The sequence below is a fragment of the Exiguobacterium sp. Helios genome (assembly GCF_014524545.1).
GTDB lineage: Bacteria > Bacillota > Bacilli > Exiguobacteriales > Exiguobacteriaceae > Exiguobacterium_A.
Genome location: NZ_CP053557.1, coordinates 2732657 through 2745975 on the forward strand (window position 1 = coordinate 2732657; position 13319 = coordinate 2745975).

The 13319-nt window shown below is 48.2% G+C and carries 10 protein-coding genes; 1 reads left to right on the forward strand and 9 read right to left on the reverse strand.

The window, feature by feature from the left end; translation table 11 throughout:
• Positions 1-14: 14 nt before the first annotated feature.
• The 8 genes from HNY42_RS14215 to HNY42_RS14250 all read right to left on the reverse strand — a co-directional run bounded on the left by HNY42_RS14215 (position 15) and on the right by HNY42_RS14250 (position 8418).
• Positions 15-644 carry a helix-turn-helix domain-containing protein gene (locus HNY42_RS14215; protein WP_131502256.1) on the reverse strand — a complete coding sequence of 210 codons (630 nt, stop codon included), beginning with the start codon at positions 642-644 and terminating at the stop codon, positions 15-17.
• A gap of 25 nt (positions 645-669) precedes the next feature.
• Positions 670-2604: an ABC transporter permease gene (locus HNY42_RS14220; protein WP_131972278.1), complete on the reverse strand. Its 1935-nt coding sequence runs from the start codon at positions 2602-2604 to the stop codon at positions 670-672.
• The gene (locus tag HNY42_RS14225; RefSeq protein ID WP_131502258.1) at positions 2570-3334 is read right to left on the reverse strand and encodes an ABC transporter ATP-binding protein; all 765 of its coding nucleotides are present in this window, start codon (positions 3332-3334) and stop codon (positions 2570-2572) included. Before HNY42_RS14225 ends, HNY42_RS14220 begins: the two co-directional genes overlap by 35 nt.
• Complete coding sequence (locus HNY42_RS14230) at positions 3327-4319, reverse strand: sensor histidine kinase (RefSeq protein WP_131502259.1); 993 nt, start codon at positions 4317-4319, stop codon at positions 3327-3329. Before HNY42_RS14230 ends, HNY42_RS14225 begins: the two co-directional genes overlap by 8 nt.
• A complete protein-coding gene (locus tag HNY42_RS14235; RefSeq protein ID WP_131502260.1) occupies positions 4316-5002 on the reverse strand; it encodes a response regulator transcription factor in 687 nt (228 codons plus the stop codon). The genes HNY42_RS14230 and HNY42_RS14235 overlap by 4 nt, the downstream gene beginning before the upstream one ends.
• Before the next feature lie 82 nt (positions 5003-5084).
• A complete protein-coding gene (locus HNY42_RS14240; RefSeq protein WP_188004703.1) occupies positions 5085-7001 on the reverse strand; it encodes an FtsX-like permease family protein in 1917 nt (638 codons plus the stop codon).
• The gene (locus tag HNY42_RS14245; RefSeq protein ID WP_131502262.1) at positions 6988-7749 is read right to left on the reverse strand and encodes an ABC transporter ATP-binding protein; all 762 of its coding nucleotides are present in this window, start codon (positions 7747-7749) and stop codon (positions 6988-6990) included. Before HNY42_RS14245 ends, HNY42_RS14240 begins: the two co-directional genes overlap by 14 nt.
• A 165-nt stretch (positions 7750-7914) precedes the next feature.
• Positions 7915-8418, reverse strand: coding sequence for a PTS sugar transporter subunit IIA (locus HNY42_RS14250; RefSeq protein WP_026827496.1), 504 nt, complete (start codon positions 8416-8418; stop codon positions 7915-7917).
• A gap of 174 nt (positions 8419-8592) precedes the next feature.
• Between HNY42_RS14250 and HNY42_RS14255 the strand changes: the two genes are divergently transcribed.
• Entirely contained in the window at positions 8593-10299 is a 1707-nt protein-coding gene (locus HNY42_RS14255; RefSeq protein WP_131502263.1) for a M3 family oligoendopeptidase, read from the forward strand.
• A gap of 181 nt (positions 10300-10480) precedes the next feature.
• Here HNY42_RS14255 and HNY42_RS14260 read toward each other — a convergent pair whose 3' ends face one another.
• Complete coding sequence (locus HNY42_RS14260; protein WP_188004704.1) at positions 10481-13282, reverse strand: putative bifunctional diguanylate cyclase/phosphodiesterase; 2802 nt, start codon at positions 13280-13282, stop codon at positions 10481-10483.
• Positions 13283-13319 lie beyond the last annotated feature (37 nt).

Sequence of the window (13319 nt, forward strand, 5' to 3'; positions counted from 1 at the left end):
TCCGTTCGGATCGTTTATTTACGGTGATAACGTGCCCGGTCAACTGATTGACTGAACTTCGTATAACAATCGGTTACTGTCGTCTCGGTTTCTTCCGTCAGACGATTGAGGTATTCATCGAGTTGAAGCATCGTCGGGAGTTTGTCCGCAAACAATTCGAACGTCTCGTTCGCCTCTTCCCGTTGCAGTTCCCCCGCCTCCATGACTGCTTCCACCAATTCGTGAAAAATCCGCTGTTCCGTCGCACTCATGGTCTGTTCAATCCGTTTGACGTCTTCGTCATACATTAAATCGAACAGGCGCATCCGTTCTTCCAGTTGTTGTTCAATCATTGTTTCATCTTGTCCCATCGTCTGTTCATACGCCAATCGCATTTCTTCGAGCGGCGTTCTTTCCTGCATGACGAACTTCAAGGACTCCCCGGTCCAGATGTGTCGTGCCAAGTAACTGGAATCGATATGCAGGGCCTCCGCCAAAGATTCGATATACGCTTTCGTCGGATACACTTCGCTGAGTTCCGTACGACGAATGAAATAGGGGGCAACCCCAAGATTTTCCGCCAACTGGTCGATTGAAATTCCGGCACGTTCCCGTAAGATTCGGATGCGGTCACCGTATCCCCGGTAAGGTGAATGGTCCAGCATATTATCCCTCCTCGCTATGCTATTATCATACCCTTGAATCGGGTATCGGATACATCGAACTTTCGCACGATTTTTTCATCAGATGCCGCGGATAGCGGACCCATAAAGGCAAGATACTGATGAAATAACAGCCGGTGACGATTCCGATCCAGGTGAAGGATAAGGGAAGAAACGGACCGATTTCCAGTCCCCCATTCGATAAGATGACCTGAAAGAGCAACCAGGCATGAAAAATCGAAATGAAGTACGGAACCATCAAGACCGTACCGTATTTGATGAACAGGAAACGACGGATGCTCCGTTTACTGAAACCGAGCGCAGACAATGTCTTTAACCGCTTTTGTTCACGTTCTGCCGTCATCTGCATCCAGACGTGCAGGAAGCTCGCATTGATGACAAACAGCCAGACCGTCAACAGAATGACAACAAACGAGACCAGCCGGATGATGCGAATCCCGTCCAGTTTATCTTCCGTCTCATTGATCAGCTGGTACGGAACCGGAGTGTTTTTACCTAGCTCTGCTTTGGATTGAATTTCCCGGACAATCGACATCCAACGCGTCCAGCGGTCCGTCCCGTAATCGGCATACGATGGTGTATCAAAGACACGGATATGGAATACCGGACGATCCATCGTGGTAAAAGCACGGTCACTGACGACGAATAATGTTTCAATCCGGTCATTGTACCCGAATAGCAGACGATGTTCCGCCATCGGCTCAAGCCGGTAGCCGGCTTGCTTCATCCCGGCTTTTGCTTTTTGCATCGTCGGTGTCACTTCCTTGACTTGAACCGGACGGGCCGGAATCATGAAAGTTTGTTTGTCCGTCAACAGCGTCCGTTGCTCATGACCCAGATGCTTCATCAGTTCGTTATAATCCGATAACGGAATTACGTACCGGGTCTTGACTCCTTTGAGCCGGACATCCTGCCGGTATTTGTCCGGAAACGTTTTTGTCATCGTCCGTTCCAGTTTTTCCAGACGTTCGGACGGGACGGCAGCTTCTTCGTAATAGACCAGTCCGAATTGATTGTTCGACGACAGATCAAATCCGATCAGTTGAAAGATAAAGACGAGACCGACGGCCGTCAAAGCACAGGAGGTCAAGATTGTTCCGAGCGCGACCAGCGTACTGTTCGTTTTTAACTGAATCGCGATTTCCGAGACGATTAACTTCCGTAACGACAACCGTCGCGGACGATACAGTTTAAGCACCATCGGGATGACGTGACGGCAGAAAAAGAACGAGCCGACAAAGATGATGAAAGGAAAGACGAACAGAAAGGTATCTTGTTGTGTCAATGCCATGAAATATCCGTAAAACAGAATGAGCACTGCCACTCCCTGCATTGTAAGACCAAACCGGATCCGGAAGCGCGAACGGGACCGGACAGGACGATCCGGTCGGAATCTATAAATCGCGAGGACGGTCGCAATCAAGAGGGTCAGGAGCGCACCTGCAATCAACACTAAAAACGAGGTAAGGGACAGTTCGATCGTCAGTCGCGGTAAGAACATGACTTTTTCAATCGAGAGTAACATCAGTTTCGTCAGGACGACACCGAGCGTGATACCGCCGATGATCGCCAGCCCGCCGACAATCAGGATTTCAATCATAAAATATTTCAGGAAATGCGAAAATCCGCTTCCGAGCGTCCGCATCACCCGTAAATCGTTTTTCCGGTGCTCGAGCATCGTATACGTTGTCGAATAAATAAACAAGATACTAAAAAACAGGATGATGACTTCGGCAATGAATACAAACAGCATCGTCAGTTCGATGACCTGATTGAGTTGACTTAAAACTTTGGCGATGTTCTGAAACGATTCGCTGACGACGAGGTTCCAGTAACTCGTCGCAATCGTCATCGCGACGATGATCGTCAACGCGTATCCATAGTAGAGACGCTGGTACCGCTTGATGTTACGTAGGGCGTATTGCAGATAAGTGATGTTCATCCCCTCCTAATAACGAGAGCGACTCAATGACACGCTGAAAGAAGACCCGGCGTGGTTCATCCCGGAACAATTCCGTTTGAATGCTGCCATCTTTCAGGAACAGGACGTGATTGCAATACGAGGCGACCGTCGGATCATGGGTGACGATGACCATCGTCATGCCTGCCGCATTCAATTCTGCCAGCAATTCCATGACGTGTTTCGTCGCCTGAAAATCAAGAGCGCCCGTCGGTTCGTCCGCGAGCATCAGCCGCGGTGCGTGAATCAGGGCACGCCCGATCGCCGTCCGTTGCCGTTGCCCGCCGGATACTTCATCCACCTGTTTGTCGAGCAATTCGTCAATCTGCAACCGTTTTGCGAGATGTTGCATTTCTTCCCGGGCTTCCTTCGTCTTTTTTCCGCTGAGCATCAGAGGAACGAGCATATTTTCAGCCACCGTCAACGAATCCAGCAAGTTGAACTCCTGAAAGATGATTCCGAGCGTCTCACGCCGGAAGCGGGTTGTTTCTTTCCGTTTGAACGTTGCCGTATCGATATCTTCAATCAAAATCGATCCCCAACTGGGTTGATCGAGTGTCGCGAGCAGGTTGATCAAGGTCGACTTTCCGCTGCCGGACGGTCCCATGACGGCGACCATCTCCCCTTCCTCCACCCGAAAGTTGATATCCGTCAATGGTTGTTCCGTCACTTTTCCGGGATAGACTTTTCCTAACTGTTTGACTTCAATCATGTTGTTTCCCTCCTACCAGTGTAAGACGACAGGTCGTTCCGACACCTTCCGTGCTGTCGAGTTCAATCGTATGCCCGAGCTTCAGACAAATCTGACTGACGAAGTACAGTCCCATCCCGGTTGATTCTCCGTAACGTCGTCCATTTTCGCCCGTGAAAAATGCATTGAAGACACGCGGGACGTCACGTTTCGGAATCCCGACGCCGTCATCTTCAATCGTCAGCACGATTTTCCCGGATTGTTCGACCGCCCGAATGCAGACTTCGTGACCATGACCGGCTGTATATTTGACGGCATTCGTGATCAATTGCAACACTAAAAAGCGGAACCACTTCGAGTCGGTATAGATATAAAAATCCGGTGAGAGTTCCAGCTTCGGATACACTTTATTTTTGACGAACAGCCGTTTTTCCTGATTGATGATACTCGTCACCAGCGTCCGAAGATTTAAACGCTCCGCCTTCAAGTCCGTTTCAATCGCTTCGAGACGCGACGAATACAGCATCTGATCCAGTCCGATTCGCATCCGGTCGACTTCATGGCGTAAGTCCGCCTGGAACTGTTCCCCCGGATGCTCGAGAATCAATTCGATGACCGAAAGCGGCGTCTTCATTTGATGAATCCATTGATCGACGTACCGGTGCCGTTCCTTTTCCTTCCGCCGCTCCGCAAACAGACTGTTTCGAAAGACGGTCTGTTGCCGTTCTAAAAAGTGTTCGACGGCTGCCGCAAGCGGTTCGTCGCTGTCCGCCCGGATGGGTTCTGCGACCGATTGAATCGGTGTCTGCAATCGTTTGAGCAACGGTAACATACTAAAGAAACGGTAACTTAAATAAATCAGCAAGGCGATTGCATTTAAAAGAGCAATATAAAAAAAGGCAGCCGGGCGATAGAGGTCATATAACCATAAGATGAGGAACAAGGCTACCATCTGTCCGCTGAAGAAAAGAATGCCCGGAATCGTATGTCTGAAAAAAAGTCTCATTTGTCGAGGACCAGTTTATAGCCGACTCCCCGGACCGTTTCAAGGCCCCCGATTCCGATTTCCGCCAGTCGTTTCCGTACACGGGTGATGTTGACGTTCAGCGTGTTTTCATCGACGAACGCTTCATCATCCCAAATCCGTTCCAACAAGTCACCCCGACTGACAATCCGTGGACTCACCGTCAATAACATCTCTAAAATCAATCCTTCTTTTTTCGATAGTTCAATAGACCGTTCCTCATGTTCGACGATATAACGATCCAAATACAATGTCAGACCGGCACGACTGACCGTCCGCTCCTCACTCTCCTGGGACAATGTCCCGTACGCACGTCGAATCTGACTTTTGATTTTCGCAATGACGACGGCTCCCTGGAAGGGTTTGACGATATAGTCATCCGCTCCATATTCGAGTGCCATGACTTGATCCATCTCCCCGACACGGGCCGAGATGAACAGGATGGGTGCCCGCGTCTTCATCCGGAGCTGACGGCACCAATAAAATCCGTCAAACTTTGGCAAGTTGACGTCCAACAGGATGACGTCCGGTTGCGTTTCTTCGAATCGAGCGACGACATCTCCTAATCCATCTTCGTGAATGACATGAAAATCGTACCGTTCCAACAGTTCTTTTAATAACAGTGCAATCTGTTGATCGTCTTCTACTAATAAAATGGTTTCCATCTGCAGATTCAACTCCTTCTTCCTCCATGATACCGAACAAAAAATGGACTGGAAACGATTATTCGTTTCCCGCCCATTTGAATTAGATGACGATCCGCCGATAAGCACGCACCGTGACGAGATAGTACAACAGATAAACGATGGTATAACAACCGATTGCAAGTGACATCGGTAACCGCAAATCATAGTTCAACAATTTTTGCAGAACTTGCATCGCAAACAGACTGTGGACCAGACCAAGCAGATACGGCAAGACGAACATGAAACCGACCGAGCGTCGGATGATACCGGTCTGCTCTTGCTGATCGACACCAATCTTTTGAATGATTTCAAACCGTTGTTTCGATTCTTCTGCTTCCGCAAGCATTTTAAAGTAAATGATGGATCCAGTCGCCAGTAAAAAGACGAGTCCGAGGAATCCGGCGGCAAAGGCAAGCAATCCTGTCGTCGCCGTCGTCATGGCGTAGACCGGATAATAGGCTGCCATCTCTGTCTCTGCTTTTTCACCATACAACTGCTCCAGTCGGTTGATCAGCCCGTCATCCGACCGTTCGTCGGAGAACTGATAGTTCGTCAGCATGGCAGCTTTTTCCGGCATTATCGCAAAGGCATCATCCGAAACAGCAAAGGCCAACCGTTTTTTCGCATACAGTTGAGTAAGTGGTAGATTCGTCGCACCGGTAATCCGAAAGGACGAATGTGTGTCTTTAAACGTCACTCCGATTGGGGACCGAACGGATTCCTCCAATAAATCATTGCCTTTGAACGTCTCAAGGACAATCGCTTCGCCTGTTGCCGGTTCGGGTAGCACACGTTTTCCGTTACTCTTCGCGAGCTTCTGATAATCGGAATAACTGATATAACTGAACTGTCCGGGTTCCCCGTCAAACGCGTATGTCTGGTACGACGTCGTAAACGACAGCGGATTCGGCAGCTCCTCGAGCGTATGATTGACGTTCTTGACGTTGACCATCGTCCGCGACTCAATTGTCTGATTCGATGACCGGATTAATTTTTCTGCCTCTGCTTGTTTGCTTGCAACTGACAAGCTGTATGGCATTTGTTCCTCGACCGTCCGATCGATGTAATAGTAGATCGATGTCGCTGTCCCGACTGTCGTCAGCGTGACGGCAGTGATGACGGTGATCGTCGACAACATGACAGCATTCGATTTAATCCGCGATATCAATTGCCCGTGTAAAATCAAGTTCGTGCCACGGTAATGCCGAAGGCGTTTACTGACGACACGCAGTAAAAAAATCGTGAAGTAGCTCATCGTGCCGAACGTTCCGACAATGATACAGACCATCAAAATCGGTGCGACGATTGTAAAGTGAGCGAGCAACGGTTTCCCCGTCAAGTAATAACCGGTACCAATCAATAAGACGGACACTACGGCAAGAACCGGATGCACTTTCGGGATGGTTTCAACCTGCTGTTTCGCCTTAAACAATTCGATCAAGGTAAACCGGTAAATCGTCCGGGCTGAACGGAGCGCAATCACAAGGAAGATTGTCAAGAAGACAACAACCGTCTGACCGATTGCACCGGCGTTGATCGAAAAATCTGTTTCAATCGTCATTCCCATCACGTACGCCAACAGTTGGACAAAATACTTCGAGGCGACCGTACCAAGCAGAACTCCAATCAACAGCCCAATCAATCCATACCCCATCGTCTCAAGAAACAGCAACTTCGCAATCTGTTGGCGTTCGAGACCAAGTAAGGCATACAGACCGATTTCCTGTTTCCGGCGTCGTAAGAAAAAATCACTCGAATACCAGATAAAGATGGCGGAAAAGAGTGCCAGAATCACACTCGAACCTGTAAAGACCGTCCCGAGTTTTCCGTACAATTCATTGGCTTGTAACATCGCTTCATTGGAGCGGATTGCTAAAAACGTATAGTAAATTAAAATCGCAAACGTGACAGCACCGAGATACATCACATTCTGACGGATGTTCTTTAAATTCCGGAAAGCTAACTTAAACAAGTTCACGAACCGCACCTCCGAGTTCACGTTGAACTTCCATGATTTGCTCGAAAAACTCTTTGCGTGTCCCGAACTGATGAATTTCACGGAACAATTCGCCGTCTTTGACGAACAGAACCCGTTCCGCATACGACGCGGTTACCGGATCATGCGTCACCATCAAAATCGTCGCCCCCTGTTCGTTCAGACCGGCCATTGCTTCAAGCAGACCGGTCGCTGATTTTGAATCGAGTGCACCGGTCGGCTCATCCGCTAAAATCAGTGACGGCTGATGGACGATTGCACGTGCGGCGGCCGTTCGTTGTTTTTGACCACCAGACAGTTCGGACGGCCGTTTCGCGAGTAACTCCCCGATTCCAAGCTCTCGGGCGACAGATGCGACCCGAACCAAAATATCGGCTTTCGGGACCTGCTGTAACGCAAGCGGTAAGGCAATGTTTTCTTCGATGGTCATCGTATCGAGCAGGTTAAAATCCTGAAAGATAAAACCAAGCTGTTCCCGCCGAAAACGGGCCAGCTGTTTTTCCTTCATTGCGGTCACATCTTCCCCGTTAATCTGAATCGTACCGTCCGTCGGTTGATCGATCGTTGACAATAGATTTAACAATGTTGATTTTCCGGCTCCAGACGGACCCATGATACTGACGAATTCTGCGTCGTGAATCGTCAGTGTCGTCGGCCGGAGAGCCTCGTGTCGGGCATTTTTCGTCTGATAGACTTTCGTAATCTGTTCTGCGTGTAAGATGGCTTTCATGATGTGTTTCCTCCCGTATTCTTCATGTTGCTTTTAGTATAAGGAACACCATTCCTTTCAAAGAATCGGCTAGACTTTCATTCATCTTACAAAACAGTAAGCTCGGGTATGAGACGACAAAAAAAGCCCCCTCATCTAGGACAAGGGGACTGATTCGGTGTGTAATTATTTATGTGTTGCTTTGAAGAGTTCTGTTTCGCCTGCGACAACAGATGTTCCTTCAGCCGGTACTGCAGAAAGTGTAAATTGATCGTGGTTCGTCACGATGATTGGTGTGATTGTTGATGGTGCGTTCGCACGGATGAAGTCGAGGTCGAATTCAACAAGAACGTCACCAGCTTTCACTTTATCACCAGATTGGACGTGTGCTGTGAAGCCTTCACCTTTAAGGTTAACTGTATCTAATCCAACGTGGATCAATAACTCAAGACCGTCTTCGCCTTTAAGACCAATCGCGTGTTTTGTCGGGAAAATGGTTTCGACCGTTGCGTTGATCGGTGAAACGACTTTACCTTCCGTTGGTTCGATGGCGATACCGTCGCCCATCATTTTTTGCGAGAAAACTTGATCGGGTACGTTCTCGATGCTGACGATTTTACCTGTAAGGGCAGAAGCAATTTTCGTGTTTCCTTCATCATTACCACCAAACAATTTTTTAAAGAATCCCATGATACTATCCCTCTACTTTCTCGATCGTTTTCTTCTTGACGAAGATTCGATTTTTTTATAGGAGCCAGTTAAATACGAACTCGCTCACGTTCTCACAAAAAGCATACGTTTGTAACTCTGGTTTTGCAAGTATTTTTGTGTGATAATAGTTAGAAATCACAAGGAGGCGCTTACATGTTAACATTTTCAGAACTTACATATGTCCGTCCTGACCTGAACGTCCTTGAAACTTCCATGCATGCTGCAATCGCTCGTTTGCGTGAAGCAACTGAGGTAGACACAGCAAACAATGCCATCTCTGAGATTAATACCCTTAGAAATCAATTTGAAACAGCCAGTCAACTCGTGGAGATTCGTCACACGATCGATACACGCGATGGTTTCTATGAAACGGAGCAAGGTTTCTTTGACGAAGCAGGTCCGGTTTATCAAGGATATGTCTCGAGTTATTATCAAACGTTAACGACGCATCCCCTCCGCTCTTCACTTGAATCCACATGGGGGAAACAACTTTTCTTACTGGCGGAAGCCAGCTTAAAAACGTTTTCTGACGCCATCATTCCAAAACTCCAGGAAGAAAATCGTCTGGCAAGTGAATATACGAAGCTGATGTCGGCGGCGCAAATTGAATTCGACGGCAAGACATTGAACTTGTCCCAGTTTGGTCCATATCTTCAGTCGGCCGACCGGACTGTCCGAAAAGCCGCTTCTGAAGCACGTTACGGCTACTTAAAAGAGCACGGCGACGCGATTGATACGATTTACGACAAACTTGTTCATGTCCGGACCGATATCGCGAAGACACTTGGTTTCCCGTCATTCGTTGAACTCGGTTACGCCCGGATGTTGCGTGTCGATTACGATCAATCGATGGTCGAAAACTACCGGGAACAGATTCTCGAGACGATTGTCCCGATTGCAACATCCCTCAAAGAACGCCAGCAACGCCGGATTGGTGTCGATTCTCTTTATTATTACGATGAAGGATTTGCTTTCAAATCCGGAAATGCGACACCACAAGGCGAAGAAGCGTTCATCATCGAAGGCGGAAAGAAAATGTACCGCGACATGTCACCGGAGACAAACGAGTTCTTCGAGTATATGCTCGAACGCGGCGCACTCGACTTGACGGCCAAACCGGGGAAAGCCGGCGGCGGTTATTGTACGTATATCGCTGATGAAAAACTGCCGTTCATCTTCTCGAACTTTAACGGAACGGCCGGCGACATCGATGTTCTGACACACGAAGTCGGACACGCCTTCCAAGTCTATGAGAGCCGTCATTTCACGGTGCCGGAATATGGATTCCCGACGTACGAAGCGTGTGAAATTCACTCCATGTCGATGGAATACTTCGCTTACCCGTGGATGGAAGAATTCTTCGGCGATCAGACGGCGAAGTATAAGTTCAGTCACCTTGCCGGTGGCGTCACATTCTTACCATACGGCGTCGCAATCGATGAATTCCAGCATGTCATCTACAATCAACCGGAACTGACACCGGCAGAACGCCGGACGGCATGGCGTGATATTGAGAAGAAATATCTGCCACACCGGAACTATGAAGAAAATGATTATCTCGATTCAGGTGCCTGGTGGCACCAGCAGGGTCACGTCTTCGGCAGCCCGTTCTATTATATCGATTATACGCTCGCACAAGTCTGTGCCTTCCAGTTCTATGCCTGGATGGAACAAGACCGGGAAGCCGCTTGGAAATCGTATCTCGAGCTCTGTAAAGCCGGTGGATCGGAAAGCTTCCTGACACTCGTCGAACGCGCCGGACTGAAATCACCATTCGCTCCTGGTACGGTCGGTGCAGCCGTCGAACCGATCAAAGCTTATTTATCAGAAACGGATGATCTCGCACTCGACCGTGTTTGATTGATTCGCAAGAAAGAACATCAAAAAACGAACCGCCGGATTCCTGATTAGGGTAATCTTCGGTTCGTTTTTTGATTGGTTGTTTCACGAGAAGAATCGAAAGAAAGTTCCGTTCAAACGAAAAATGACCGCTTCCCACCATCAGACGGGAAGCGGTCATTTTGTATCATCGAGCCGGTCATCATCCCGACAGTTTAATATCCTCTTGATACCGGTCATACCAGATTTCAAATTCATCGGCTGGAACCGGACGGGAGTAATAGAAACCTTGACCATATTCACAGTCCAGTTTTCGTAAATTCTCTCCCTGTTCGGCTTGTTCGATTCCTTCCGCCACGACATCATATTTTAACGTGTGGGCGAGTCGGATGATCGTCTCGATCAACGGTGCGTTTGAACAGGCATCGGTCCCGCTGATAAACGACCGGTCAATCTTCAGACGCTGAATCGGAAGACGGCTTAAATACGACAGCGAGGAATAGCCGGTCCCAAAGTCGTCGATCGCCAGTCGGTAACCGAGCTGATGCAACGTCTGCAACGCATCGAATACGCGTGTATCGGAAAAGACACCAAATGATTCTGTAATTTCAAGTTCCATCCGTTGTTCAATCCCGGGATAACGGTCCCTGACATCCGTTAACAACTCGACGATTCGTCCCGAGACCAACTCTTTGACGGATAGATTGGCAGACACACGAAGCGACGCAAGCGGTGTCCCTTCCCATCGTCTGACCTGATTGACGGATTCCTGGACGACCCACATCCCGATTTCTTCGATCAACATCGATCGTTCGGCAATCGGAATAAAGACGGCCGGACTGATCATGCCACGCTCTGGATGGAACCAGCGGAGCAGGGCTTCGCATCCATCGACCGTTTTTGTCTTCAGATTGATTTGAGGCTGATAAAACAGTTGCAGTTCGTTTCGGGCAATCGCTTCCCGTAACTCTGCTTCTAAGACGACCGATTCGCGGTATTCTTCACTCATCCAGGACTCAAACCAGATGGGTCCACCCGTTTGTTCCCGTTTCGCATGTTGCATCGCGATATCGACTGAAGACAACAACGAGGTCACCGCGACTGCGTCATCCGGATAACGGACCATACTCATACTGATGTTGACATCAATTTTTTCACCATCGATTCGGTAAGGACGTTCCAAAATCGTTTTCAGATCGCGGTAATCGACAATGTCCTGTTGGAAAATCAGGACGGCAAACTCATCGCCGCCGATCCGGGCTGCCGAACCTGTCCCGATGAAATGATGCCGTAAACGATTCGCCATTTCCTTTAAGATTTGGTCACCGGCACTGTGTCCGTAAATATCGTTGATCCGTCTGAACTGACGTACACCGATCGTGACCAATTCTCCCGGTTGCGGTGCAGCGATGGCTTCTGCCATTTTTTGTTCAAACCCGTTCCGGTTCAACAAGGAGGTCAGCACATCATACAATGCCAATTGTGTGATTCGTTCTTCCCGTTTGAATTGATCCGTCTCGTCATGACAGGTTAAATAAAGTGCTGTCCCATTGTCATTTTTCGACGGGACATGAATGATATTGACGAACATGTTCCGGATGTCTTGTTTGAAAATCATTTGGCAACGGATTGTCTGACTGTATCCCTCGATTGCCCGATTGAGTGCCCGGCGAAACCGATTTAAATCCGCCGGGTGAATCAGTTCTTCAATCGTCATCAATTCAGAGGATTGGGCCAGATGCTTGAAACGGTCGTTACTGCTAAGCAATTGAAAATCAGACGACAGCGCGACGATTGGATTCGTATTTTGAGAAAATAAGGACTCGATTTCCGCCTTCTTCTGTTTGATTTCCCTTGTTTTTTTATCGTTATAATCCAACAATCCGGAAATGATTGTCGTCATCGTCCGGAAGGCTTCGACGACCGGATGGAAGTCATTTGATTCCGGCACCTGATGATGCGACTGCTTCGGACCTTCCGCAAAAAAGTCTGCTTCTGCCTGCAGAATATGTAAGTCTTTTCGGAATGCCCGTAATAAGGATAACGTCAACAAAAGCAGCAATAGAATGACACAACACGTCGCGACGAACATTAACCAGGCATTTTGGATAAGTGTTGTCCCGTGTTCAGTCATTTCAGTCTGAACATTAGCAATCCCTTGATCGAACGAACGGTACATACTTGCCTGATACCGCCCTGCCACGTCATCAATCGTTCCATATTGCCGGAGTTCCGGTTGATTGATTGTCGCATCAATCATTCGTAAGTAAGCGTACATCTGGTTGCTCATGACGGAAATATCACGGCGACGATCTTCATATTCCGGTCGCATCGTCGCATAGAGGGACTGGATTAATGCATTGTTCCGCGAATTCAGCTCCTGGCGTATCTGCCGAAGGCGCAACAAATCAATCGAATTCAATTGGTCCTCTTTAGTGACACTGACTAAGAACTGTCCCGCCCTTCCGAACTCTTCCTGCATTAAAAAAAGATTTGAGAAGAACGAATAATAGGCGCCGGTCTCTCCGCTTAAGTACAGTTGGTTAAACAAGACTTCACTTTTATACGCAGTCGCTACCCGAAAGAATTGATGATCCGACTGATATCCTCCGGTCTGCAGACGGTTAATTTCAGCTAGGAGATCCTTTTGAGCAGGTCCTTCCATCTGTATTTTTTTAATCTGTTGACTCAATGCTGTCAGTTCAGTTTTCGTTTGTTGCCACGTATCGGTCCGTGCCGGAACGGCATCTCTCGTTGTTTCACTTAAGGTGAGGTAATACTCATTCGTCAAATCCCGTTCGACCTGATTGAGTTGTTCAAAAATATCCATCCTATCACTTGATCGTTTGAACTGATACCCGTCTTCAAGATTTTTAGCCAGTTGTTGCATCGCGATTAGTAACGCTAACAGACCAATAACTGAAATCATCCATGAGAACGTTTTGTAGTAGGAGCGTTTTCGGAATGCTTCTACGATGGAGACTGGTGATAAACGTCGCAACACATCGTCCTCCCTAACTTGTCATTATGTTTCTATATCG